Source organism: uncultured Eubacterium sp. (assembly GCF_934525195.1).
Lineage (GTDB): Bacteria > Bacillota > Clostridia > Oscillospirales > Acutalibacteraceae > Eubacterium_R.
In genome coordinates, this window is the sequence record NZ_CAKSZA010000009.1 from 1 (window position 1) to 26,514 (window position 26,514).

Annotated in this window: 23 protein-coding genes and 1 riboswitch; of the genes, 14 read left to right on the forward strand and 9 right to left on the reverse strand. The window is 41.6% G+C overall.

What is annotated here, in order from left to right; all coding sequences use genetic code 11:
• The 6 genes from rplL to Q0E03_RS08460 form a co-directional block, all read left to right on the forward strand.
• Positions 1-318, forward strand: a 318-nt coding sequence (gene rplL / locus Q0E03_RS08435; RefSeq protein ID WP_297131633.1) for a 50S ribosomal protein L7/L12, incomplete at its 5' end; no start/stop codon positions are given.
• A 555-nt stretch (positions 319-873) separates the two neighbouring features.
• Positions 874-1,311, forward strand: a complete 438-nt coding sequence (locus Q0E03_RS08440; RefSeq protein WP_297131636.1) for an NfeD family protein — start codon at positions 874-876, stop codon at positions 1,309-1,311.
• Between the two features lie 31 nt (positions 1,312-1,342).
• Entirely contained in the window at positions 1,343-2,263 is a 921-nt protein-coding gene (locus tag Q0E03_RS08445) for an SPFH domain-containing protein (protein WP_297131638.1), read from the forward strand.
• Positions 2,264-2,392: 129 nt separating this feature from the next.
• A complete protein-coding gene (locus tag Q0E03_RS08450; protein ID WP_297131642.1) occupies positions 2,393-3,736 on the forward strand; it encodes an MATE family efflux transporter in 1,344 nt (447 codons plus the stop codon).
• An 85-nt stretch (positions 3,737-3,821) separates the two neighbouring features.
• Positions 3,822-4,511: a response regulator transcription factor gene (locus Q0E03_RS08455; RefSeq protein WP_297131646.1), complete on the forward strand. Its 690-nt coding sequence runs from the start codon at positions 3,822-3,824 to the stop codon at positions 4,509-4,511.
• Positions 4,480-6,891, forward strand: coding sequence for a sensor histidine kinase KdpD (locus Q0E03_RS08460; protein ID WP_297131648.1), 2,412 nt, complete (start codon positions 4,480-4,482; stop codon positions 6,889-6,891). The genes Q0E03_RS08455 and Q0E03_RS08460 overlap by 32 nt, the downstream gene beginning before the upstream one ends.
• 42 nt (positions 6,892-6,933) lie before the next feature.
• On the opposite strand, the gene Q0E03_RS08465 is transcribed toward Q0E03_RS08460, so the two are convergent.
• The 5 genes from Q0E03_RS08465 to Q0E03_RS08485 all read right to left on the reverse strand — a co-directional run bounded on the left by Q0E03_RS08465 (position 6,934) and on the right by Q0E03_RS08485 (position 13,930).
• The gene (locus tag Q0E03_RS08465) at positions 6,934-8,004 is read right to left on the reverse strand and encodes an acyltransferase (protein WP_297131651.1); all 1,071 of its coding nucleotides are present in this window, start codon (positions 8,002-8,004) and stop codon (positions 6,934-6,936) included.
• 158 nt (positions 8,005-8,162) lie between these two features.
• The gene (locus Q0E03_RS08470) at positions 8,163-9,188 is read right to left on the reverse strand and encodes an alcohol dehydrogenase catalytic domain-containing protein (RefSeq protein ID WP_297131654.1); all 1,026 of its coding nucleotides are present in this window, start codon (positions 9,186-9,188) and stop codon (positions 8,163-8,165) included.
• Positions 9,181-9,894 (reverse strand): 2-C-methyl-D-erythritol 4-phosphate cytidylyltransferase, encoded by a 714-nt coding sequence (ispD, locus tag Q0E03_RS08475; RefSeq protein WP_297131657.1) that lies wholly within the window; start codon positions 9,892-9,894, stop codon positions 9,181-9,183. Before ispD ends, Q0E03_RS08470 begins: the two co-directional genes overlap by 8 nt.
• 37 nt (positions 9,895-9,931) lie before the next feature.
• On the reverse strand, positions 9,932-12,349 hold the full coding sequence (locus tag Q0E03_RS08480) for a CDP-glycerol glycerophosphotransferase family protein (protein ID WP_297131660.1): 2,418 nt from the start codon (positions 12,347-12,349) through the stop codon (positions 9,932-9,934).
• Positions 12,350-12,352: 3 nt separating this feature from the next.
• Complete coding sequence (locus Q0E03_RS08485; RefSeq protein WP_297131663.1) at positions 12,353-13,930, reverse strand: CDP-glycerol glycerophosphotransferase family protein; 1,578 nt, start codon at positions 13,928-13,930, stop codon at positions 12,353-12,355.
• 193 nt (positions 13,931-14,123) lie between these two features.
• Here Q0E03_RS08485 and Q0E03_RS08490 point away from each other — a divergent pair, with 193 nt between their 5' ends.
• Positions 14,124-14,894, forward strand: a complete 771-nt coding sequence (locus Q0E03_RS08490) for a sulfite exporter TauE/SafE family protein (protein WP_297131665.1) — start codon at positions 14,124-14,126, stop codon at positions 14,892-14,894.
• A 269-nt stretch (positions 14,895-15,163) separates the two neighbouring features.
• Here the strand turns inward: Q0E03_RS08490 and Q0E03_RS08495 are convergent, their stop codons facing one another.
• Complete coding sequence (locus tag Q0E03_RS08495) at positions 15,164-16,060, reverse strand: phosphatidylinositol-specific phospholipase C domain-containing protein (RefSeq protein ID WP_297131668.1); 897 nt, start codon at positions 16,058-16,060, stop codon at positions 15,164-15,166.
• 104 nt (positions 16,061-16,164) lie between these two features.
• On the opposite strand from Q0E03_RS08495, the gene Q0E03_RS08500 reads away from it, so the two are divergent.
• The 4 genes from Q0E03_RS08500 (at position 16,165) to Q0E03_RS08515 (ending at position 21,340) form a co-directional block, all read left to right on the forward strand.
• On the forward strand, positions 16,165-17,097 hold the full coding sequence (locus tag Q0E03_RS08500) for a CehA/McbA family metallohydrolase (RefSeq protein ID WP_297131671.1): 933 nt from the start codon (positions 16,165-16,167) through the stop codon (positions 17,095-17,097).
• Positions 17,098-17,154: 57 nt separating this feature from the next.
• A riboswitch (FMN riboswitch) is annotated at positions 17,155-17,275 on the forward strand.
• A 113-nt stretch (positions 17,276-17,388) separates the two neighbouring features.
• A complete protein-coding gene (locus Q0E03_RS08505; protein ID WP_297131674.1) occupies positions 17,389-18,009 on the forward strand; it encodes an ECF transporter S component in 621 nt (206 codons plus the stop codon).
• Between the two features lie 171 nt (positions 18,010-18,180).
• Positions 18,181-19,635, forward strand: a complete 1,455-nt coding sequence (locus Q0E03_RS08510; protein ID WP_297131678.1) for a DUF1846 domain-containing protein — start codon at positions 18,181-18,183, stop codon at positions 19,633-19,635.
• Positions 19,636-19,726: 91 nt separating this feature from the next.
• Positions 19,727-21,340 (forward strand): CTP synthase, encoded by a 1,614-nt coding sequence (locus tag Q0E03_RS08515; RefSeq protein WP_297131681.1) that lies wholly within the window; start codon positions 19,727-19,729, stop codon positions 21,338-21,340.
• A gap of 39 nt (positions 21,341-21,379) precedes the next feature.
• Here Q0E03_RS08515 and larE read toward each other — a convergent pair whose 3' ends face one another.
• From larE to cysK, 3 genes are all read right to left on the reverse strand, one after another.
• A complete protein-coding gene (gene larE, locus Q0E03_RS08520; protein WP_297131684.1) occupies positions 21,380-22,186 on the reverse strand; it encodes an ATP-dependent sacrificial sulfur transferase LarE in 807 nt (268 codons plus the stop codon).
• The gene (locus Q0E03_RS08525; protein WP_297131687.1) at positions 22,183-22,863 is read right to left on the reverse strand and encodes a hypothetical protein; all 681 of its coding nucleotides are present in this window, start codon (positions 22,861-22,863) and stop codon (positions 22,183-22,185) included. The genes larE and Q0E03_RS08525 overlap by 4 nt, the downstream gene beginning before the upstream one ends.
• 205 nt (positions 22,864-23,068) lie before the next feature.
• The gene (gene cysK / locus Q0E03_RS08530; protein ID WP_297131690.1) at positions 23,069-23,998 is read right to left on the reverse strand and encodes a cysteine synthase A; all 930 of its coding nucleotides are present in this window, start codon (positions 23,996-23,998) and stop codon (positions 23,069-23,071) included.
• A gap of 367 nt (positions 23,999-24,365) precedes the next feature.
• Here cysK and rplM point away from each other — a divergent pair, with 367 nt between their 5' ends.
• From rplM to Q0E03_RS08545, 3 genes are all read left to right on the forward strand, one after another.
• A complete protein-coding gene (rplM, locus tag Q0E03_RS08535; protein WP_297131692.1) occupies positions 24,366-24,794 on the forward strand; it encodes a 50S ribosomal protein L13 in 429 nt (142 codons plus the stop codon).
• A gap of 16 nt (positions 24,795-24,810) precedes the next feature.
• Positions 24,811-25,209, forward strand: a complete 399-nt coding sequence (gene rpsI / locus Q0E03_RS08540; RefSeq protein ID WP_078767836.1) for a 30S ribosomal protein S9 — start codon at positions 24,811-24,813, stop codon at positions 25,207-25,209.
• Between the two features lie 616 nt (positions 25,210-25,825).
• Complete coding sequence (locus Q0E03_RS08545) at positions 25,826-26,482, forward strand: helix-hairpin-helix domain-containing protein (protein ID WP_297131695.1); 657 nt, start codon at positions 25,826-25,828, stop codon at positions 26,480-26,482.
• The last annotated feature ends 32 nt before the right edge of the window (positions 26,483-26,514 follow it).

The window sequence follows — 26,514 nt, forward strand, 5'->3', positions numbered from 1 at the left end:
CTTAAAGAACTCAAAGAAACAATCGAGGAAACATTCGGCGTAACTGCAGCAGCAGTAGCAGTAGCAGCAGCTCCGGCAGAAGGCGGCGCAGCAGCAGCTGAAGCTAAGTCAGAATTCGATGTTGTTCTTACAGAAGTAGGCGCAAACAAGATTCAGGTTATCAAGGCAGTTCGTGAAGCAACAGGTCTTGGTCTTAAGGAAGCTAAGGAAATCGTTGACGGCGCTCCTTCAACAGTTAAGGAAGCAATGCCAACAGCTGACGCTGAAGCTCTTAAGGAAGCTCTCACAGCAGCAGGCGCAACAGTTGAACTTAAGTAATTTTAGTTTAAACTTAATCCATAATTTAGGAAGCCATCCATATTGGATGGCTTCTTTTTTCAGCGTGTCGAAAAAGTATTTTTTGACACGCTGTAGGCTGTTGAGAAAGTTTCTGAATTTCGTTTTCTTGCGAAGGAAGATGTACGATGGTACCTCGACTGAGCAAAAAACGAAAAACGCCAAAAATGCCGTAGGTCCGATACCTACGGCATTTTTAAAACCCCACCGTCAACACTTCGTGTTGCCACCTCCCCTTTTAAAAAATGGGAGGCATAATTCGGTTAATTATATTTTGGCGTGTTTCAGGAGCTTTATCGACAGTCTGGGAAGTCATCCGTATCGGATGGCTTCTTTTTTATATGTAAATTGTCAAAAATTAACCACAATAGGTTGTATGTCAAAAATATTTGTGTTATTCCTGTAGTATCGGATTATGAACAGATTGTAAATCTCATTCATACTATTCACAACATATTGAAAATATCACCGAAATATGGTATAATGTGCACAACATATGGAACAAAGCATATGTAATTTATTATGGAGGTGAAAGATGTGTCTGATTCAATGATGTATATTATTTGGGCGGTGGCAATAGTTGGCTTCGGTGTTTTGGAGGCAGTAACTGTTCAGCTTGTGTCGATTTGGTTTGTTATCGGCTCGGTTGCAGGTCTTGTGGCGGCTCTTTTGGGCGCTCCGATTTACCTTCAAGTTATCATTTGCATTGCGGTCAGCGTGCTTGCACTTTTGGTGACAAGACCACTTGTTCGCAAAAAACTGAAAACACAGGTTCAGCCGACAAATGCAGACCGAGTAATCGGGCAGACTGCCGTGGTTGTTGAGGAAATCAACAACATTGCACAGACCGGAACCGTGAAAATTGACGGTAAAGTTTGGACAGCCCGAAGTTGTGATGACAAAATTCTTCCGCCAAACAGCCTCGTTGCTGTTGAAAAAATTGACGGCGTAAAATTAATAGTTAAACAAAATTAGCATATAATAGATTTATTTAAAGGAGAAGATTATGAAAGTGGCTATTGTTATCGGTATTATTGTGATTGCTTTGTTGGCTCTCGTTTTTGCAAACATCAGAGTTGTTCCGCAATCAAAGGCTTATGTTATTGAAAGACTCGGCACTTACTTTACAACTTGGCAAACAGGACTTCATGTGAAAGTTCCGTTTATCGACAGAATTGCAAAGATTGTGTCGCTTAAAGAGCAGGTTGTTGACTTCAAGCCACAGCCTGTAATTACAAAAGATAATGTTACTATGCAGATTGACACGGTTGTGTTCTATCAAATCACCGATCCAAAACTTTATTGCTACGGTGTTGAAAGCCCGATTTCCGCTATTGAAAATCTTTCGGCAACAACACTCCGTAACATCATCGGTGAGCTTGAACTCGACTCAACCCTCACATCCCGTGACACAATCAATGCAAAAATTCGTGTAATCCTTGATGAAGCAACCGACCCGTGGGGTATCAAGGTTAACAGAGTTGAACTTAAAAACATCATCCCTCCTCGTGAGATTCAGGACGCTATGGAAAAGCAGATGAAGGCAGAGCGTGAGCGCCGTGAGGCTATTCTCCGTGCAGAGGGCGAAAAGCAATCAAGAATTCTTGTGGCAGAAGGTCATAAAGAATCAAAAATCCTTGAAGCAGAGGCAGAAAAGCAGTCGGCTATTCTTCGTGCGGAGGCTGTCAAGGAAGCAAAAATCAGAGAAGCAGAGGGTGAGGCACAGGCTATTGCAACTGTTCAACAGGCAAGCGCAGAGGCAATCAAGCTACTCAACGAGGCTAATGCCAATGAGGCTGTGCTGAAACTTAAAGCACTTGAAGCGTTTGCAAAGGCTGCTGACGGTCAGGCAACAAAGATTATTATCCCGTCGGAAATTCAATCTCTTGCCGGACTTGCAGAGGGCATTGTTGAAGCAACAAAGTAAAGTAATTTATTGCACCCGTGGTAGAAATGCTGCGGGTGATTTTTTGTTTTTGCGGTTTTTACATTCACGGTTGTCAAATCTGCATATATATGGTATAGTCATTGAGTAAAATCAAATCGGAGAGGGAAAATGAAAGTACAAATATCAGACCATTTTAATTTTAAAAAGCTAATTCAGTTTACGATTCCGTCAATCGTTATGATGATTTTTTCAAGCATTTATAATGTTGTTGACGGCTACTTTGTGTCAAACTATGCGGGCAAAACGCAGTTTGCGGCAGTAAATCTTATTATGCCGTTTTTGATGTTGCTCGGCGGAATCGGTTTTATGTTCGGCACAGGCGGAAATGCGATTGTTTCCAAACTGCTCGGCGAGGGTAAAGAGAAAAAGGCAAACGAAGTCTTTTCTATGCTTGTTTATATCACCCTTATTTGCGGTTCGGTTATTTTTGTCCTTGCAGAAATCTTTATGCCACAAATCGCAAAAGTTCTCGGCGCTGACGAAAATATGATTGAATATTGCATATTGTACGGTAGAATTATTTCAATCAGCTCCATTCCGTTTATGCTTCAGGTTATGTTCCAAAGTTTTATGGTCACCGCAGGCAAGCCGCAAATCGGACTTGCAATAACAATCATTGCAGGGGTTACAAATATTGTTTTGGACTTCCTTTTTGTCGGCATTTTCAAATGGGGACTTGTCGGCGCAGCAGTCGCAACCGTAACGGGTGAGAGCATCGGCGGTTTTGCTCCGCTTGTTTATTTCATCAGCAAAAATTCAAGTTCGCTCCGTCTTTGCAAAACAAAGTTTGACGGCAGAGCACTACTCAAAACTTGCGGTAACGGCTCATCGGAACTTATGACAAATATATCCGTCAACCTTGTGAATATGATGTACAATCTTCAACTTATGAAGTATTACGGCGAGGACGGCGTTGCCACATACGGCACAATTATGTATATCAACTTCCTGTTCACATCGGTGTTCATCGGCTATTCGATTGGCTCGTCACCGATTGTCGGCTACAATTACGGCTCAAAGAACTACAAGGAACTTCAAAATATATTCGGAAAAAGCCTGTTGACGCTGTTCGTATTTTCGGGCATAATCACGGTTGCTTCCGTGTTCCTCGCAGGACCTATTGCAAGCATTTATGTCGGCTACGACAATGTACTATTTGACCTCACGGTTATGGCGTTCAGATTGTTTGCAACTTCATACTTGATTGTCGGTTATAACATTTACGCTTCGGCATTTTTCACGGCGCTCAATAACGGACTTGTCAGTGCGGCAATATCGTTTTTGAGAACGCTTTTGTTCCAAATCGTTTGTATTTTTGCTTTGCCGCTGTTGTTCGGCAAGCAGGCAATTTGGCTTTCAATCACGGTTGCAGAGGCTTTTGCGCTCGTGATGTCGGCAGTATTCATTTTCACTCAAAACAAAAAGTATCACTACATCAAATCAAAAAAGTAAATTCTATTCTTTGACAGTTCTTTACTTTTTCTTGTTCAATTATTAAATTCGGTATGGTTTAATAAAATCACCGGAGGGGAAATATATGTACACGGTTTTAGTATGCGATGACGACATCGCAATTCAAAATTCAATTAAGATTTATCTTGAAAACGAGGGTTACAATGTTCTCACCGCTTCTGACGGCGAGGAATGTATCAGGGCTGCGGAAAATAACGAAGTGCATTGCCTCATCCTTGATATTATGATGCCCAAGATTGACGGCTTAAACGCTATGCTCAAAATCAGAGAAAACAAGAATTTTCCTATTATTCTTCTTTCTGCCAAGAGCGAGGACACGGACAAAATCACGGGACTTTCATTCGGTGCCGATGATTATGTTACAAAGCCGTTCAACCCGCTTGAACTTGTGGCGAGGGTGAAAAGCCAAATCAGACGCTATTCAACTCTCGGCTCGATGGTGAAAACCGACAGTCAGCTCATCACGGGCGGTCTTGTGCTCGACACAAAGTCAAAGCGTGTGACCGTTGACGGCGAGGAGGTTCACCTCACAGCCCGTGAATACAGAATTCTTGAATATCTTATGCAGAATATGAATGTTGTTCTTTCTTCTTCGCAGATTTATGAGGCTGTGTGGAACGAGGCTTCGTTCGGCATTGAAAAAACCGTAACTGTACATATACGAAATATCCGAGAAAAAATCGAAATTAACCCCAAAGACCCTAAATATCTAAAGGTGGTGTATGGACTTGGATACAAAATTGAAAAATATTAAAATTCAAAAGGCATCAAGAGTCATTTCGTTTTTGCTTGCATTGATTTTTGTTGTCGTGGGTATGCTCAACGGAATCGAGTTTGTCAAATCGGCGTATCTGTTTGGCTTTGACGATTGCCTGAGCAATGACCTCACCGTTTATGACACAAACGGATTTGAAAATGATTTTAGAACAGATGTTAATTCTGTGCTTGCTTGGTCAAATCGAAACTATATGCAAAAGCAGATAGAAAAAAAGAAAACGGAATTCATTGACGGTATGCTTGCAAAATACCTTGAATCAAAAAGTTTTTATGATGCAAACAGTCAAGCGTTGCTAAAGTCGTATAATGATGAGTATACTGATTACGATGGTTATGATGATGACGACGGTGTTGATTATGACGATGCATCATCGCTATATAACATTCAACATGAATATGATGAGTTCGGACGCGATGTTTTCTACTTTCAAAAGGATTACTCGGAAGAAATTTCAGCCGGAAGGTATTTTTGGTTTACCTGTACTGTTCCGTTATCATGTTCAAGCGAACAGGCACAAAAATACCTTGAAAAAAAGTTTGATAACGAAGTAACCAAAGAATTCGGACCTTATCTCACTCAAACCGAAGTTTCGGATGTTTTGCAATTTTACATTGAATCAAAAGACGGTGTCGTTTACACAAATGTTGATGATGTAAACGCATTCAAAAATAGTGCAACGGCAGATAAAGGCTTTTGGCTTGGCGAGGACAATTTGGGCAGAAACAGATTTTATTCGCTTTGCAATGTTTATGATGATTTTTACACCAATAATACAAAGCAGGCTTATTTTCAAATTGATATGAGCAAGGCAAAGAATGATAGCTATTCCAAAATTCAGGAAAATTTTGACAAAGTCAATCATAATCCGATGAAAAACTTTGCCGTGAGCGTTGCCTGCATCATACTTTTGCTGTTGCTCCTTGTTTGGAACTGCGTGCTTGCAGGCAGAAAAGGCAGTGAATACAAAACTTCCAAAATCGACAAAGTGCCAAACGATTTGCATTTTCTTGTAAGCGGCGGACTTGTTGCAGGCGGATTTTTCCTGTTGGTTAATTCACTTTATTGTTATGCTAAAATCCTGTTTTCCGAGGCGGATATTTACAATGATATAGCTGATGTGACTATCAGCATTGTAAACGCAAATATGTTCATGCCTCTTGTTTGTGCCCTTGCTTTTGCAATCTTCCTTGTTATGAGCGAGTGGCTCACATCGGTGGCAAGACAGGTAAAGACTCATAGCGGATTTTTCAAAAACACACTTGTTTATATGCTGATAAAATGCTTTGTATGGCTCTTTAAGACGGTTGTTGCAAAACCTGCAAAGAAAGGCATTGCGTTCTTAAAATACCGTCCTGATGTCTTTAAAAAGCAATTAATGGCATATCTCATCGGCTACGGTGTTGTCAATTTGCTGTTGATGTTCTTTGTGTGGTTTTGTGATGAGGGCGGAGTGAGATGGCTCCTTTGCCTTGTTTGGTTTGGGTTGAATGTGGCAAGCCTTGTCTTTATTGTAAAATATGTTATGGACCTTGACGAAATCATCAAGGCGTTTAACGAAAGACGACCGCCGAGAGTTAACTACCAAAAACTTCCGCAAAGCCTAAAGATGCTTGTGGATGCACAAAAATACACAGCCGAGGAACTTAACCGTGCGGTTGACAAGGCTGTTAAAGATGAGCGAATGAGAAGCGAACTTATCACAAATGTTTCGCACGATTTGAAAACACCGCTCACATCAATTATCACTTATGTTGACCTCTTGAAACATTGCGATATTCAAGACGAAAAAGCGCAGGAATACATCGGTGTTCTTGACGAAAAGGGTGGCAGGCTGAAGCGACTTATTGACGACCTTGTGGAAGCGTCAAAGATTACCAGCGGAGTGGTAAAGCTCAATTTGGTACAGCTTGATTTGGGAGAGCTTGCAACCCAGGCAGTCGTTGAACATCAGCAAGAATTTGCCGACAACGGACTTGAACTCATCTTCAAGGGCGACAAAAAGAGCCTTTCGGCAATAGCAGACGGTCAAAAGACATACAGAGTTATTGAAAACCTGTTGTCAAATGCACGCAAGTATTCGGCAAAGGGCTCAAGAGTTTATGCGGATGTTTACGAGCAGAACAACACCGCCGTGTTTGAAATCAAAAATGTTTCGGCTCAACAGCTTGATATTTCGGCAGATGAACTGAAAGAACGCTTTGTTCGTGGGGATAAGTCACGCAACGAGGAGGGTAATGGTTTGGGACTCTCGATTGCAGACAACCTCTGTCAGGCAATGCACGGCAGAATGGAAATCCATATCGACGGCGACTTGTTCAAGGTCAAGGTTGTTTTGCCAAGACAACAAGGGAAATAAATATAAAAAAGAGGTGATGTAAGTCACCTCTTTTCATGTTGATTAATTCAATTTCTTTTTTGGCTTCCATATTGCCGATGAAAGTTTGCCTGTCACAAAGTCAAACGCAACTGCTATTGCTGTTGTCAGCGCAAACGATGCAATGAGGAAAACGTATTTATGTCTGTCCGACACACCGTAGTGGTCAAGGAATATCATCGGTATTCTTTGAAGAATATAGATGCTGAAAATATGCTTGCCGAGGAACTTGAGAACTTCGTTTTGCAAAGATATTTTCATAGTCAGCAATATTACAAGTGTGCAGAAAAGCATTGCCCAAATTTCGTAAATCAGGAATCTGTCCCATCTGTGCATATATGCAAGGAAGTATGCAATCACAACAACTGCCAATGTGCACGAATAGATGATGTCGTTTTTCATCAACAGCTTTTCGATTGTGTTCTTGAAGTAGCTGTACCAAAATCCGAGTGGGAAAAGAATGATTGTGTTGTAGCAATATCCCGGTCGTCCGACTTTTTTCAATCCCCACACAACAGCTATGCTGAGTGCCGTCAAAATGACAATAGACACAATTTCGAGCACTTTGTTTTGACTGAATTTCTTTGGCAAAAATGCAATCATAACAGCGATGTACATCACGAGTATCGCAAAGATGTACCAACTTGAATTGCCAATTCCTTCCCAAGATGTCAAAGCGATCAGAAATTGTTTTATTGTGTAAGGTTGACCGATTATAAATCCGAGTATAAAAAACAGCATAACTGCCAAATCGTAGTTCAGCAGCAGGTTAGGAAACCTTTTTGTTGCAATGGATTGGACATAGGCAAATTGCTTTTTCTTCAAGCTTTCCATCATTCCGAATCCCGAGTAGAACAAAAACATTGCCACCACCATTTGGTTGAGGTGGTTTTGCATTGCAATATACGGTTCGTCATATGCTCCGCCGAGTTCAAGATACGATTTGCCGTGGCTCAACAAAATGAGTGCAACAAATATGCCCTTGATTGCCAGCGTGCCGTCAGGCGAAATATAATCTTTGTTGAATTCGCCCGACTTGCTTATTTCCATTTTGTTGAAAATCAACAGCAGAAGAATGAGTACAAAAAATATCATTTGATTTCCATAGCCTTTCCGGCTACAAATAGTTCATTAAAAATCACATACGCCATTGCTGTAGCCGGAGAAGGCGTATAATGGAAATTTTGCCATCTCAAAATTATGCCATCGGCAAATTTTGAGGGCATACAATCGGAATAGTGTGATTTTTCACACTATTCTTCCCACTTCATAATGGTTTTGCCGAATGATTTTTGGGTGTCCTTTTCAAAAGCATTCTTGATGTCGGTCGTTGTTCTCACAACATTTACGCTGCTTACAAGATTGCCGAGGTAGTCGATGATTTCAGGATGTTTAACATACATATCAACTGTTTTTTGGAAGTCGGCAACACCGCTTCTTGATGTGCCGAACATACGGATGCCTTTTTCAAGAATCATTCTTGTGTTGATAGGCACAGGATATTCGCTGACGCCCAAAATAGAAAGTGTTGATTCAGGCTTGATGAGTCCGATAATCTGCTCAATTGCGATAGGACTGCCGTTTCCGCCCACACATTCAAATGCGTGATCCATTGTGAAGCCTTCGGGCACTTCGTTTACAAGATGTGTTTCATCCGCAAAGGTGAAGTCGTTGAGCTTTTCTCTGTTTGTGCCGAAAACAGCAATTTTTGATTCAGGGAAAATATACTTCAAGAACAATGAAGTAATGTAGCCGAGGTTGCCGTCACCCCAAACACCGATGACATCTCTGCGTGCGTGTGCGATTTTGTCAAATCGGGTGATTGCGTGCACGGATACAGAAATAATTTCGGTGAAAGCCGCAACATTTCTGTCAATATCCTGCGGAAGTTTTACAAGTCTGTTTGGAGAAATTTCTACAAACTCCTGCAAAAAACCGTCCATAGAAGAACCGCAGAATTTTGATGAACGCAAGTAGTTTTCTGCAATGTAGTCGTCCTTTTCGGTAGGGCAGTTAGGCACCATAACAACAAGGTCGCCCGTTTTGAACTTGCCTGACGGGTCGTGGAGCACCTCGCCGATACCCTCGTGGATAAGTGCCATAGGGAGCTTTTCGGCAAGAACTTTTGCATCACGAGTGCCGAGGTAATATCTCATATCGGCATTGCAGATAGAAAGATTTGTAGGTCTTACAATTGCATTTTCGTCAAACATATTGATGTCCTCAAATGCAATTTCAAATCGTCTTGGAGCTACCAAGCGATAGATTGTATTAATCATCGGTTTCGTCCTCCAGCAAAGACTTTGCAACCCTTAAATCATAAGGGTAGGTTATTTTCATATTGAATGTTTCACCCTGAACAAGTGCAACTTTTTCACCCTTGATAACAAAGATTTTGGCTGCGTCTGTGAGGATGTCCTTTTCTTCATCAGAAAGGCTTTCGTACATATTCTTGAGTTTGAGAGCCTTGAATGATTGAGGGGTTTGACCCTGATACATCTTGCTTCTGTCAGGAATGCTTGAGATTGTTGCGTTGTCAACAGCTTCAACGATTGTGTCGGTTGCAGGAACAACTGTGTCGCAAGCGCCGAATTCCTCGGCAGCTTTGATGTTTTCTTCAATAATTCTGTGTGTTACGAACGGACGAACAGAATCGTGAGTAACAATGATTGTGTCATCGTTGAGGTTGCCCTCCGATTCAATGAGTTTGACAGCGTTCATAATAGTTTCGTTTCTTGTTGCACCGCCCTCAATAACAGCAACTCTGTCCTTTGCAGGCGCAATGTGCTTTTCGATGAGGTTCTTTGTGTGCTCAACCCATTGCTTTGGGCAAAGAACGATAACTTTTTCAAATTCAGGCACTACCAAAAACTTTTCGATAGTGTAGATGATGATAGGCTTGCCTTTAACGGTAAGGTACTGTTTTGGCTTGTCGCCACCCATTCTTGAGCCGATACCGCCGGCAAGAATAACACCGTATGTCATAATAATATCTCCTTAAATTAAGATTTGTTTTGTTAATTTATTTTAATTGATTAAGCAAATTTTCAAGGCTCTTTCCGTTGCAGTTCGCAAGGTACTTGTCCTTAGTTTGATTATAACCCGAATAATCGTAGTTTTCAATATTTAATATTTGTTTTATTACATCCTCAATGTCGTTGTATATAGGAAGCTTGATGTCCTCCTTGACATCAACAAGCGTTTCCATTTCCAAAATTGCCTTGTTGGTGTTCTTTGTGTAGAGGAATACAGGCTTTCCCGTTGACATAAACGACAAAACAGGAGCGTTGATGTTGCCGATTGCAATATCTGCGATTGAAAGAAGTTCGTACGGCTTGAACATTTCGCTCACATCAACAATGCTGTCTGAATAGTAAATCAATGTTTCGGTTGCATTGTTGAGATTTGTGTAGCATTTGAGGAGCACATAGTCCTTGTAAAGATATTCGTACATAGCCGAATCGTCAATTGCTTCATCGTTTGTTGAGATGTAAACAATGATTTTTCTGCCATTGAGTTTTGGATTGGTTTCGTAAATCTTGTCAAGGATTTTTTCCTTGTTTGCTTCGTCAAAGAAAATGTCGGTCTTTATGTCACCGATGTTGAGCACTTCGACATTCTTGCCGAACTCTTTTTTGAAAAGTTCGCCTGTTGCTTCGCTCGGAGCAGTAACGGCAGAAACGCTCTTGAACAGCGGTGCGGTTTCATAGATTTCTCTGCGGAGTCCGCTTCTGTATCCCTTTGTGTCGCAACCAAAGGTGTTGAGCGGAAATGCGTTTGGAGGAAGATAGACAACCTTTGTTTCCTCACGAAGTTCAATGCCGTCAAGCAAGGTGCTTGGCTTGTCAATGATGATGTATTCGCTTTGTGCGATAACAGGAACTGCCTCGTCAAGATTGCTTGATTTAACAAGCTTTATGCCGCTTTCTTTTGCAAGTGTCTTGAACTCTTTTGATTTGATGTCGAGTGCAATCACACTGCCTTTTTTGAGTTCGCCGTTTTTAGCGCCGTCATAGAGTTTTGTTGCGTTTTTCTTTTGCTTTTTGACATTTTCAACTCGCTTGAAATACGGAGTTTTGCTGCTTTCAACCTTTGGCACGGTGTAGAAGTGTTCAAAGTTCTTGCACTCTTTTCTGTGTGCTTCGGGATTTTCAAAAACAGTGTCGATAATTCTTTGTGTTGCGTGGCCGTCACAAGAACGCATAAATTTGTATCTGAAATCTTGAATTGCTTTTTTGTCGAAGCGTTCATCAATGTGCTTGATGTAGTCAATCATCTCAAAGTTTGTTTTTGCGATAAGACCCGGAGCAAGCTCGTAGTAATCGTAATAGAAACCTCTCCAGTCAAAGTATTCGTCCAAATCATATGCAAAGAAAATGAGTGGCTTTTCGAAAAGGCTGTATTCAAATACAAGAGATGAGTAGTCCGAAATGCAGATGTCTGCCGTTGAGAGGAGTTCCTCAATGCTCAAAATATTGCCGACATCCATTGCAAAATTCTTGTATTCCTCCGGAACAGCAGGAGGATTTTTAACAACAGGGTGGTGCTTGATGAGAAGCACGTATTCGTCACCGAGAGCCTCATAAAACATTTTGATGTTGAGCATATCGGGTGTTTCTGCCTTTGCAACTCTGCCACGGAATGTAGGAGCGTAAAGAATGATTTTTTTGTCCTTTGCCTGCGGAACAAGCTCGTACACATGCTCTCTTGCTTCTTTGAGGAATTCCTTGTTGTAGAAAATGTCGGTACGGCTTGAACCTGTTGCCTGAACAATGCCTTTGCTCTCGTCAATGTTCATAGCTTCGTTGTACGCCCAGATAACTTCAGGAGAACTTACGGTTACAAGTGAATAGTTTTTGTTGAACGGGTGCTTGAGCTGTTCGTCTTTTGATGCACCGAAAATCAAATCTGCGGTTGAAAAACCGAATTTTTTGAACGCACCGCAACCGTGCCAAAGCTGAATAATCTTTGTTTCGGGGCGGAGAGGCATTGCCGACATTGTGTTGGACGCCTCGTTCATAAACACATATTTTGCTGTTGCAATATCCTTGACCGCATCAAGGCAACGCTTTCTGAAATCGGCTCTGATTGTGCCGTTTGTCAGCAAAAAGTGAGTGTGGATGTTGTAGTCGTAGTTGTTTGCAAGCTCGTCAAACATAACTTGCATACTGTTTGTAACCTGTGGATGTCTAACTTCAACAAAAATAACTTTCTTTTCATCAACAGGAGCCTTTGCCGCTTCTCTGTAAGCTTTTGGAATGTCCTTGTCCAACAGCTTGTCCATAAAACGGCGGTAGCCCTTGTGGTGCATATTTGACTGAAAATCTCTTGTGAAATCCTGAAAATGAGTCAAAATGTTTCGTTTGATAGAAAAGACTGTCGAAGTGTTTTCTGTTTGAAGTGCCTGCAAAGCAGGGTCGGTTTTTGATTTATACGCCATATGTTAATTCTCCAAATTAAGTAATGATAAAATTTTGTCTGCCACTCTTTGGCTTGATTTGCCGTCGATGTCGTCAAAGAATTTGTGCTTGAAGTTTTCAACTTTTTCGCTCTCAAAATCCTTGTTGCAAATGGCGGTTATCACTTCGTCTTGAGTTGCAACCGTTTTGCCCGGGATGAATTCCTTGAAATCGTAGTAGAAATCACGGTTTTCAATGTATTCGTCAAGGTCGAAAGCGTAGAACAGCATCGGAATGTCAAGAAGTGACGCTTCAAACACAACGCTGGAATAATCGGTTATCAGCAAGTCGGTGACGAACAAAAGGTCGTTCAACTCGTCTGCTTCCGAAAGGTCGATTATGCGGTCACGGAGGTTTTCGTCAATCTCATACTTCTCCTTGCAAAACGGATGAAGCTTGATGATGATTGCGTAGTCATCTCCGAGTTCCGAGCAAATTTCGTTAGGGTTGAACTTGTCGGTCGGGTAATATGCGCTCATCTGTCCTTTGCCCCTAAAGGTCGGAGCAAAGAGAATGATTTTTTTGTCCCTCAACTGTGGGTGCTTTTCGTAAAAAGCCGTCTGTGCTTTAGCCTTGTATTCGCTGTCGCAGAAAATGTCTGTTCTCGGCACACCGCTTGGCAGTACGCAATTGTCCGGAATACCGAATCCCTCGGCATAGTGCTTTGCAATGTTCTTTGAACTCACCACGGCGTAATCGTACATTCTGTGATTTTTCGCCCATTGGCGAGGACCGCCGTCTTTGCCGATTCGGGTAAACCCAAAGGTCTTGAATGCACCGCAGGCGTGCCAAAGTTGGAACAGCTTTACATCGTCTTTTTTCGGCACAATGTTGAGCATCCTGAAATAGTCATCAACAATCACAACCCGTGAAGTGGTGTACAGTTCAAAAAATCTTTTGATGTTTTCGATATTATAATGCCCCTTGGCACTGCTGAACATCAAAAATTGAAAATCAATTCCCGTGATGTCCTTTAGCTTGTCGTACACGAATTTTTCGTTGCCCGTAAGCTCCGAGCGTCTGCCCGAAATAAAGGTGACACGGTTCATTTTGACAGGCATTTTCCAATATTTCTTGTAGTAAATATTGAGAAGCTTCACAATCGGCTTTTTGAGCGTGATTGTGTATGTTGAACGCTTTGTCAAATCCTGCAAGCCGAAATGTTGCTTGTGATATTTGATTTTGTTATCAATCACAACACGGTTGCCGTCAATTTTGATATGTTCGTTGTCCTGTTCGCAAAAAGAGAATTCGACCGCTTCGTATTCGTCTGCACCGTATGCCAAATCAAAGGTGAGCACAGCAGGCTCTGTCAATGTTTGCTCGTAGAACAGATAGTAGAGATTGTAGCTGTACTGCGCTTTGGCTGTGCAAATGCCGTTTTCTTTTGTGCATTCCTGCACAGGCAAAGGGAAGCGCCTTGTCTGCCCCTGTCCGCAAAACAGCAGTCTGATTTTTGGCACGGTTGCAAGCGGATTGATTTCAAATCTTGCGGTTGCTTCGATATTCAGTTTTCCTTTTTCAACAAAGATATTGTTTATTTCAAGCTGATACTTCTGCATGTTCAACCTCTTAATGCGTTTTTAACCTATAAATTATAACATATAACTTATAATAAATCAATATAGGAATAAAATATAGGGATAATACAATACCAAATTAACAATATATAGAAGTAATGTTAACATTTTTTTGTTGATTAATGTATTTTGTTGTAATATAATACCTTTTATATTTTTTGGGAGGTATGACAAAATGCTCAAAATTTTGATTTGTATCATAGCCGGATTGGGTGCAGGACTCGGCACAGGCTTTGCGGGTATGAGTGCGGCGGCGGTTATCAGCCCTGTACTTATAACTTTTTTAGATATGGACTCGTATATGGCTGTCGGAATTGCTCTTGCAAGCGATGTTTTGGCAAGTGCCGTGTCGGCTTATACATATGGAAAAAATAAAAATCTCGATATTAAAAACGGAATTATAATGATGATTTCCGTGCTCTGCTTCACAATGGTCGGCAGTTATGTTGCAAGCATTGTGCCGAAGACAACAATGGGCAATTTCTCCGTGTTTATGACCTTTTTGCTCGGCGTCAAGTTTATTGTTAAGCCTGTTGTTGAGCCGAAGCAAAGACTCAAATCGGCAACGGATAAGCAAAAGGCAATCCGTTCTGCGCTTTGCGGAGTGATGGTCGGCTTCATCTGTGGATTTATCGGTGCAGGCGGCGGAATGATGATGCTTTTGGTGCTCACTTCCGTGCTCGGTTATGAACTTAAAACAGCGGTCGGCACAAGCGTTTTCATTATGAGTGCAACAGCCCTCACGGGTTCGGTGAGCCACTTTGCAATCGGCGGAAAGCCCGATATGCTCGCACTTGTTGTTTGCATTGTCAGCACCCTTGTTTTTGCACAGGTTGCGGCATATTTTGCAAACAAGGCAAAACCGACAACCCTCAATCGTATAACAGGTGCAATCCTTGTCATCCTCGGCTTGTCAATCTTTGCGGTAAAGTACTTTAAAGGCTGAATAAAAACAAGCGTGTCGAAAAAGTGTTTTTGACACGATGTAGGCTGTTGAGAAAGTTTCTGAATTTCGTTTTCTTGCGAGTGGGAGCTGTACATAGGTACCGCCCCCGAGCAAAAAACGAAAAACGCCAAAAATGCTGTAAGTTCGATACTTACAGCATTTTTAAAACCCCACCGTCAACACTTCGTGTTGCCACCTCCCCTTATAAATAAGAGGAGGCAAATCGGTTAAATATATTTGGCGTGTTTCAGGAGCTTTATCGGCAGCCTTCACAATTTGTAGTTGTGTAAAATGATTTTTCCTGTTAGTTCCGGGAACGGAAAATCAAGATAGATCGTGCCGTAGTATTTCGATTTGTCAAGCGGATAACCCATAAAATACTCGTTGATAATTTTCGAGTTCTTTCTCGGACCTTTTGAACCGCCTGCGGTTGATGTGTAGTTGATTATGTATCTGCCGTCAAACTCGCTCATACTGTCCAAAAAAGGCTTTAGGCACTCGTTCCAGCGTTCAACAGGCTTGTATTTGAATCTGTCTTGAATGATAAATACGGCATTGTCCTTGCCTTTTGTTTCAAGCGTGAGTGCGTGAGGCTCTGCCGTCCTTTGCTCAACCCAGCGAGAAAAGTCAATTCCCGTGTTATCATCGGTGAATTCCTTGTTGTCTGTCCTCATTTTGCACCTGCGAATGAGCACAATTTTGCCCCTTGCTTCTCCGAGGTCGGGCACACGATTTTCGGTGAACCACCTGTCCTCATTGCCTTTTATATAGGTGTAAAAGAGGTTGTCAAAACACTTTTCGTTTTCTCGGTTGCTGTCGTTTTTGAACTGAAAAACAATGGCTTCACTCGGATTTTCCTCCAAGAATTTGTAGCAATGGTCAAGCACATTTTCAAGGTCCATTTGACCGCCCGAACGGTTTGCTGTGCAAAATGCCTTGACTATTCCGTGCACCATTTTCAGTCGTTCGTCCTTGCTTTCAACCCTGATGTCAAGCGCACGAATTCCGATGTTCAGCTGTTCGTATATGTTTTGACTTTGTGTTTGAAAGTGATGCGGAAATTGAACGAATTGAGTGACGCAGTCGTGACTGCCGGGGATAGTCAACTCAAACAAATTTTCGTTGTTGTCAAAGTCTGCCATCCATTTTTTGAGATTTAATTTCATAGTTATCACCAAGAATATTATATAATATTTGTTGAAGTTTATCAATAGAATATCTGTTTATATAGTGATATAATATTTACATTAATATTTAAAGGATGACTTTTATGAGCTATTTACCATGCGAACTTCATTGCCACAGCAATCACGGTGAGGGCAATTTTTCTGTCAGCGAACTTTTGCAAAAATCGGCTGACGACCACCTCGCTTTAATAGCAATTACCGATAAAAACACAACCGACGGTTTTGCGGAACTTGATGATTCCGTCACTCCGTCAATCAAAGGTATGGAGTGTGCAACGCCTTACGGAAGCCTGCTTGCGCTCGGCGTTGACTCTGCGGTTGACACTTCAAACACCACTCCCGATAACATCGACAGCGTGATTCAGGAACTTCGTGGCAACGGCGCAGTTGTCGGAATATCTCATCCGTTTGACGAAAACGGTGCGTGGAAATTTAATCTTCGCAATCACCGCAACATTGATTTTATTGAGGTATGGCACGGTGCGTTCACCTTTGCAAATGCCGAAAATGATAAGGCACTCGCTATGTGGACAAAACTTCTTGACAAGGGGTGTCACATTGCCTGTACCTATGGCAGAGATTGGAAAAATGACGAAAACTGCGGTCACTTCGGTTGTACCTATCTTGATGTGGACGGCGAAATTAATCAGCACAACGCACTAAAGGCTTTGCGTATGGGAAAAAGCGTTGCTTCAACGGGTGTAAAATTTTTCTTCCGTGTTCACCAAAAAGGCGTGACCTACACAATCGGCGAAACGCTCCAAAAAGGAAGCAGCGTTTTCAGCTTCTTCACTGACCTCCATTCAAGAGAGAAAAATTCCGGCACGGAAGAAGTCGAGTATCAAACAATCAAACTCATTACAAACGGCGGTGTCTGCATTATGGAAACCGCTGTGTCCGAGCGACATATTCATATCAATCTCAAGAATAATCATTGGTACCGTGCCGAACTTTGGGGCAAGGTTGACGGAGAGAAAAAACTTCTTGCCGTCACCTCACCGATTTATACGGCATAGTTTTTGGAAAATAATTTTTCTTGACAAACTGCACAGACGGTATTATTATAGTTATACAAAATATTTCGGGGCGAGGTGCGATTCCTCACCGGTGGTATAGTCCACGACCTGTCGCAAGACAGCTGATTCGGTGCAATTCCGAAACCGACGGTTAAAGTCCGGATGAAAGAAATATAAAATCTTAATAATATTTGCGCATTGATGAGTGCGCAAGTATCGGATTTGTCTTTCGCCCTAACATATTTATGTTAGGGTTTTTCTTATGCCATCCCGGGCAGGAAAGGAACGACTATGTCAAAGGAAAACATCATCAATCAAAACAAAAATTCAAAGGTGAACAAAACGCATCTCATTGTCGGATGTGGCGTGTTGGCGGCTGTTGCAACAGCACTTCAGTATTTGGAAATTCCAAGTCCCGTAAATTTCATTGCACTTGACTTTTCGGATTTGCCTGCACTTCTCGGTGCGTTTGCATATGGTCCGATTGCCGGCGTGCTCATTGAACTTGTAAAGAACGTAATCCACCTTGCAGCCAGCAGAAGCGGATATGTAGGCGAGTTATCAAACTTTATTTTGGGCGCGGTTTTCACTCTTACTGCGGGCTTGATTTATCAAAAACATAAGACAAAGAAAAGTGCAATCTGGGGCGGCGTAATCGGTGCACTCATTATGGCGGTTGTCAGCTATCCGTCAAATCTCTTTATTGTTTATCCGTTCTATTACAACTTTATGCCAAAAGAGGCTGTGCTCGGCGTTTATCAGGCACTCTTTAAGGTTAACAGCATTGAAATGGCAATTTTGATTTATAACGTGCCGTTTACATTCATCAAGGGTTTAATCAGCGTTGCGATTTCTGCGTTGATTTACAAACCGCTTCGCCCATTCCTTAAAGGAAAAGAAAAAACAAAATAACATATATACCGTAGGGGCGAACTGTGTTCGCCTTACAAAAATTTTAAATTTTTTTAATTAACCTATTGAAAAGTTCCTCTCCATACTTTATAATAGGTAAGTACAGACAGGTGTTTTGTGCATCTGTCTTTTCTTTTTTTAAAATGTTCATAAGAGGGGACAATAGCAGGAATGTATAAAATAGGATTTGATAACGACAAATATTTGTCTATGCAATCAAGCAGAATAAAGGAACGAATTTCGGAATTCGGCGGAAAACTTTATCTCGAATTCGGCGGAAAGTTGTTCGATGATTATCACGCAAGCAGAGTTTTGCCGGGATTTTTGCCTGACAGCAAACTTCAAATGCTTCTTCAGCTTAAAGATGAGGCAGAGGTTGTTGTTGTCATCAGCTCGGTTGATATAGAAAAAAATAAAATCAGGGGCGACCTGGGCATCACTTATGATGTTGATGTGTTTAGACTCATTGACGCTTTTGAAAGCAAGGGATTGTTTGTCGGCTCGGTTTGCCTCACAAAGTATACCGCAACTCCAAAAGTTTTGGCGTTTGAGGAAAAACTGAAAAATGCAGGTATCAAGACCTATCATCATTATTTGATTGACGGCTATCCAAACAATATTTCAAAAATTGTGTCGGATGAGGGCTACGGCAAAAATGATTATATCGAAACTCAAAGGGAACTTGTTGTTATCACCGCACCGGGTCCGGGCAGCGGAAAAATGGCGACCTGCCTTTCACAGCTTTATCACGAAAACAAGCGTGGCGTAAAAGCAGGATATGCAAAGTTCGAAACTTTCCCGATTTGGAATATTCCGCTCAATCATCCGGTTAACATTGCATACGAAGCCGCAACCGCCGATCTAAACGATGTCAATATGATTGACCCGTGGCACCTTGAAGCCTACGGCGAAACCACCGTTAACTATAACCGTGATGTGGAAATCTTCCCTGTGCTCAAGGCAACTTTTGACAAGATTTACGGCAAGTGTCCGTACAAGTCACCTACGGATATGGGCGTAAATATGGCAGGCAACTGCATTATCGACAATGATGCGGTTTGCGAGGCATCGAATAACGAGATTATTCGCAGATACTTTAATGCAAAGCGTAACAAAAAGCGTGGCGCAAAGAACGACAGCGAGATATATAAATTGGAGCTTTTGCTCAACAACGCTCTCCTTGATGTAAATGACAGAAAGTGCGTTAAGTTTGCGGAAGAACTTTCCGAAAAAACAAATGCTCCTGCGGCGGCTGTTGAATTGCCTGACGGCACAATCATCACGGGCAAAACTTCACCGATTATGGGTTGCCTGAGTGCAACAATATTGAATGCACTAAAGGCACTTGCACAGATGGACGATGTGACCTTGATTGACCCTGAGGTTATCAAACCTATCGAAAACTTAAAAACACAGCATCTTGGAGCGAAAAATCCACAGTTGCACATAAACGAAATTCTTATCGCCCTTGCGATTTCGGCTGTTACCGATGACAATGCAAAGCTGGCACTTGCACAGATTGGCAAGCTGAAGCACAGCGAAATGCATTGCTCTGTTATGGTTTCGGCTGTTGACGAAAAGGTGCTTAAAGAACTCGGAATCAGACTCACTTGTAACGATAAATAAATACAGGGGGTCGCACAACAATCAATGACGGTTGTACACCCCAAAGGGTGTATTGCCGTCTTTTTTATAGATTTTTATAGGAGGACAAATTATGAAAAAGCCAAAATACATATTCATCACAGGCGGTGTTGTTTCGGGACTCGGCAAAGGGATAACTGCGGCATCCCTCGGCAGACTTCTCAAGTCAAGGGGACTTAAGGTGACGGCTCAAAAGCTCGATCCTTATCTCAATGTTGACCCCGGCACAATGAATCCTGTTCAGCACGGCGAAGTTTTTGTAACCGATGACGGTGCCGAAACCGATCTTGACCTCGGACATTATGAGAGATTTATTGACGAGAGTTTATCTCAAAATTCAAATCTCACTTCGGGCAAGGTTTATTGGAAAGTTATTTCTGATGAAAGAAGGGGAGTTTACGGCGGACAAACAATCCAAATCATTCCCCACATAACCAATGAAATTAAGAATTATATCCGCCGCAACGAGGACACGGGTGCTGATGTTTGCCTTGTGGAAATCGGCGGAACAATCGGCGATATTGAGAGTCAGCCGTTTTTGGAGGCGATTCGTCAGTTTTCGTGTGATTACGGCAGGGAAAACTGCTTGTTCATTCATGTAACTCTTGTGCCGTATCTTGCCGCTTCGGACGAACTCAAAAGCAAGCCGACTCAACACTCGGTTAAGGAGTTGCTGTCAATCGGTATTCAGCCTGATATTATTGTGTGCAGAACGGAACATCCGCTTACAGAGGAGATCAAACGGAAAATCTCGCTGTTTTGCAATGTCGGCGAAGATTGCGTTATTGAAAACAATAATTGCGATATTCTCTATGCCGTTCCAATGATGCTCAAAGAACAAAAGATGGATGAAGTCGTTTTGCGTAAACTCGGCATTGACGCACCGAATCAAGATTTGAGCGATTGGGAGGAAATGCTTTTTGCACTTCGCAATCCAAAACAGACGGTAAAAATTGCAATGGTCGGCAAATATGTTGAACTTCACGACTCATATATCAGCGTAAACGAGGCGCTCAAACACGGCGGAATTGCTACAAGAAGTGCGGTTGATATTGATTGGATTGATTCCGAAAGCCTTGAGGCAGACGGCGTTAACCTTGATGAAGTTTTTAAAGGCGTTGACGGTATTCTTGTGCCGGGAGGGTTCGGAAGTCGTGGCATTGAGGGCAAAATTCTTGCTTGCAATTATGCAAGAACTCACAACATTCCGTATCTTGGAATTTGTCTCGGTATGCAAATTGCGATTATTGAATTTGCGAGAAATGTCGTTGGACTTGACGGTGCAAACTCTACCGAAATTGATTCCGATACAAGGTATCCCGTTATTGATTTTCTTCCCGAAAAGAAAAATCTGACCGACCTCGGCGGAACGCTTCGACTCGGCAAATATCCTTGTGTGCTCAATCCTGACTCAAAGTCGTATGAATTGTATGACGCAGACGAAATTTGGGAGCGTCATCGTCACAGATATGAGGTTAACAACAAGTTCCGTGATGCACTCCTCAGCCACGGTATGATTTTTGCGGGTACAAGCCCGAACAATCATATTGTTGAAATGATAGAAATTCCGGAACATCCGTGGTTCGTTGCGTGTCAGTTCCACCCTGAATTTAAGTCACGCCCAAACAAACCGCATCCGTTGTTTAGAGGCTTTGTCACAGCTGCGTACAAGCATTTAATCGGATAGTAAAAAACAGCTTATACCGCTTTGAGGTATAAGCTGTTTTTAATATTGTATTGATTTGTTCATATTGCCTGTTTTGTAGCCGTTGAGGTCGAGCGCCGTGTAGTCAAATCCGTAGTTTTGAAAAGCGGTTGTGATTTTGTCGGCATTGTCAAGAACGGCTTGCATTTGTTCTCGTTCAACCTCTATTCTTGCGGTTTTGCCGTGCAATCTCACACGCACTTGCTTTATCCCGAGGTCAATTAGCATTTGTTCGGCATGGTCAATCATTTTCAGCTTTTCTTCCGTTATTGTGTCGCCGTATTCAAGCCTTGTCGCAAGGCAGGCAAAGGATGGCTTGCTTGCTGTTTTGAGATTCAAATTCTCCGATAAAAGTCTGATTTCCGTCTTGGTCAACTCTGCTTTCCTCAGCGGACTGATAACGCCAAGTTCTTTGATTGCCATCATACCGGGACGATAGTCGTTGTCGTCATCAAGGTTTGAACCCTCAAAAACACAGTCGCATTTTTGCTCATCGGCAATTCTGCAAATCTCTGTGAAAATCGCCTTTTTGCATATGTAGCACCTGTCGGGCGGATTGGTGCAAAAACTCGGAATTTCAAGCGGATTGATGTCAAAACAAATTTGTTTTATCCCCTCCGATTTGCAAAACTCCGTTGATTCGCTTTGCTCTCGCTTTGGAAACGCAAGAGAGCACGCCGTGATTGCAACAACATTTTCCGCTCCGAGCGTGTCGGCACACTCCTTTAGCAAAAGCGTGCTGTCAACACCCGATGAAAATGCAACAGCAACCTTGCCGTGCTCCGTGATTATTCTTTTTAATTCCTGTTTTTTTTCGGCTGATTTCATTTGCTTTTCTTCTTTTTGTTACGCAGAATTATCATAAATATCATTCCAAAAATTCCGCCGATTGAGTTCATCATCATATCGGTCATTGTGTCCACAAGTCCCAAATATCCGTATTCGTTGTGGTATTTTGAAATGTCAATTTGTGCTGTTTCGGAGCCGTATTTTGCAAGCTGAAGATTTGTGCCGTGGAGGGTGTCCATCAAAAATTCGTAGAACTCCCAACCGACTGCGATTGACAGCGCAAAAGTTATGCTGAACAGTGCGGCGAGTGTTGCGGCACATTGACCTTTTTTGCGCTGAATTATCACGGCAAAGTCATAGCCGAACACAGCGCAAACAACACCGCTCAAAATGTGCATAAAATTGTCGAACCAACTGATTTTGTCAAACAGTTTAAAATACGAGCCGAACAAAATGCCGACAAAAATAATTAAATTCAGCATAGTTTGGGATAGCGGCGGAACTTCGATGATAAAGCTTGTGTGACCGAAAATTTGGAACATATCCCAAAGATATGAAAAAATGAAACAAAAAATGCTTTCAAATCCCATTACCACATCGCCTGTAACAAAGCTGTATGTTGCACACACAATCATTGTTATTCTGACTATAATCCAAAATATCAGTTGACCTTTCGGTATTTCGCTTATAGGGTCTTTTCTCAATTTATATTTCATATTTAACCTCTGTGCAATGATATATAATATATTATGTATAAATCAAAGGATTTATTTGCCCCGTGGCTTAATAAATAATTATGAATATTATATAACATTGATTTGCATAGTTCAATGAAAAAATATTAATAATTGTATAAATTTATTATGACTTAAAAAAGAAAAAATACGATAGAGGAGAGCCTCTATCGTATTTGTGTCTTGATTATTTTGCAAGCATTGGGGTTGAAAGATATCTGTCGCCTGAATCGGGAAGAATAACTACAATGTTTTTGTCTTTGTTTTCAGGACGGTTGGCAACTTGAACGGCTGCCCAAAGTGCCGCACCCGAGCTGATTCCGACCAATGCACCCTCGAGTGACGGGAACTTTGCACCGAATTCAAACGCCGCTTCGTTTGGTACGGTGATTACTTCATCATAGATTTTTGTATCAAGAGTGTCGGGAACAAAACCTGCGCCGATGCCTTGGATTTTGTGAGCACCGCCTTTGCCTGTTGTGAGAACAGGTGATGTTTCAGGCTCAAGAGCAATAACTTGAACATTTGGATTTTTCTCTTTGAGGTATTTGCCTGTACCCGATACAGTTCCTCCTGTGCCGACGCCAGCAATGAAGATGTCAACCTTGCCGTCAAGGTCGTTCCAAATTTCAGGACCTGTGGTTTCGTAGTGAGCTCTTGGGTTAACAGGGTTCACAAATTGACCCGCAACGATTGAATTCGGCGTTTCTTTTTGCAATTCTTCGGCTTTTGCGATTGCTCCTTTCATACCAAGTGAAGCGTCTGTTAGCACAAGTTCAGCGCCGTAGGCTTTCATCAAATTTCGTCTTTCAACGCTCATTGATTCAGGCATTGTGATGATAACTTTAAATCCTTTTGCGGCAGCGTATGATGCAATGCCGATTCCTGTATTTCCCGATGTCGGTTCAATAATTGTTGCGCCCTCTTTTAGCTTTCCTGTTGCAACCGCATCGTCAATGATTGCCTTTGCAACTCGGTCTTTTACAGAACCTGCCGGATTGAAGTATTCAAGCTTTGCATACACATTTGCTTCAAGACCGTATGCCTTTTCAAAATTGCTGATTTTTACGAGCGGAGTGTTGCCGATTGTTTCGGCTACTGAGTGATATAGTGCCATATCTGTGTCCTTCTTTCATTTTTTCGGGATTGTCGCCCGGGTGAAAGCCGATTGCTAAATCTCGTTTTGGTTTTTGTTGTGACCTCATAATATCACACAATGCCTACTATGTCAATAGGTTTTTAGGAATTACTTTAAACTTTTTTGAATTTGCAACGGTTTTGGCTATATATAATGTATATATGCAAGGGGCTATGTGCTGATTTCGATAAATAATAAATTAGATTTTGCATAGAAAACAAGAGCAAAAGAAAGAAAACAAGAGCAACAACAAATTATTTTAATTTAGGTGTTGACTATTTTTTTGCTTTGTGGTAAGATATGCAGGCAATCAAAAAGATTAGAAAAATTTTGGAGGATATAGATTATGTCAACATTTATGCCAAAAGCTGACGAAATCGAACGCGCATGGTATGTTATTGATGCTGCTGATAAGCCACTTGGTCGTGTAGCTGCTGAAGCTGCTACTCTCCTCAGAGGCAAGCACAAGCCAATTTTTATGCCAAATGTAGACTGCGGTGATTTCGTAATCATTATCAACACAGACAAGGCTGTTCTTACAGGCGACAAACTCAACAAGAAGCATTATTATCATCATTCAGGTTACATCGGAAACCTCAAGGATGTTAAGTACGGCACTCTTATGAAGGAAAAGAGCGATTTTGCTATGCAGCTCGCTGTTAAGGGTATGATCCCTGACACAACTCTTGGCAGAAAGCAACTCACAAGATGCAGAATTTACAAGAACGCAGACCACAAGCATGAGGCTCAGAAGCCTGTTGCTTACGAATTATAAGGGAGGTATATAGATTATGTACGAATCAAATCCTTATTTCTATGGAACAGGCAGACGCAAGGAGTCTGTTGCTCGTGTACGTGTATATGCAGGTACAGGTAAAATCACAATCAACGATAGAGATATTGACGATTACTTTGGTCTTGACACACTCAAGCTTATCGTTCGTCAGCCTCTCGCACTCACAGAAACAACTGAGAAGTTCGACATCGTTTGCCGTGTAAACGGTGGTGGTGTTTCAGGTCAGGCAGGCGCAATTCGTCACGGCCTTTCAAGAGCTCTTCTTCAGTATGACGAGTCACTTCGTCCTGCTCTTAAGAAGGCAGGCTTCCTCACTCGTGACCCACGTATGAAGGAAAGAAAGAAGCCGGGTCTCAAGGCTGCTCGTCGTGCACCACAGTTCAGCAAGAGATAATCGGTACAAAATTATCAACCAACGCTTCCTGTTTGGGAGCGTTGTTGTTTTTATATGTGTATTTAATCTCTTGCTTCCTGTGGGTCCTCGCAACGCAGTTGCTGCGGCGGAGCTAAAAACAGTCCACCGGACTGTTTTCTAAACGCTCCTACAGTTCTCAAGGAGATAATTGTTTCTCAAATTCAAGGCATTCCTTGGGGCACACTACATAAAAAATAAATGCTCAAAAATCAAATAAACAGCGAAATACTGCGTTAAATTTACAGTGAAGGCGGTAAGCCTGCCCTGTAAATTATGCCTTGTCTTTCATCTGTTTCTTTGATTTTTGAGTGCAAAGCAGTTTAAGCAAACTGATTTTGTTCAGTGTGCATTAACAAAATCCCGTCAATACTTGCGTATTCACGGGATTTTTTAATAGTGCAATGGGCAAAACTCAGAAAGCTTAAACTAATTACTTTCTTATGTAGTGTGCCCCTTTGGAGTGCCTTTTTCTTTTGCTTTAAGTGAATATTTTGTGTTTTTGTGAATTTTATATCATAAAAATTCAATTTACTGTTACAAAATTGTTGTAAATAGACATATGATGTGATAAAATATTTAATTGGAGGTGAAAAGAGTGAATGTTTATGGGAGAGATGGACATCGTAGCAGAATACGAGAATCATATCTTACCAACAACGGTGTTGATATGGATGACGTTCACATTGTTGAGCTTTTTTTGTCGTTGATTATTCCACGAAAGGATGTCAAACCCATTGCGTATTCTCTTTTTAACCGATTTGGCAGTCTTGAAAAAATATTTTCTGCTGACTATGACGAACTTGTTAAAATAAACGGAATAGGCAAAAATGCCGCCGTCAGTATAATGATGTACAGAGATTTGATGAACCGTATTGGCGATTCACCCTCAATCAATCTTTATAACAAGGAAATGCGTCTTGCGTTTGTTAAAACTGATTTGTTTGGTGATAAAAAATACAGGATAGTGTTTGTCGGCGGGGACGGCGATTGTATGGACAAAATTGAGTTCTCTTGTTTTGACGGTGCTGTAAAAAACAGCATAGTTGAGCATATTATCAATTATAATTGTCATTCTGTTTTTGTAGTGAGGTACGGCAGCGAAAATATTTTGGGTGAGGATGTCAATTTTATTTCCGAATTCAAAATGCTTGTAAATCCAATCGGGGCTGTATTTTTGGATTATGTTACAGTCGGCTTAGATAAGGCTGTTAGCATAAGTGATACGGTTCATTACAAGCTGATTGAAAAATAAAATAATTATATCTGTTTGGGTTAAGTGTGCGA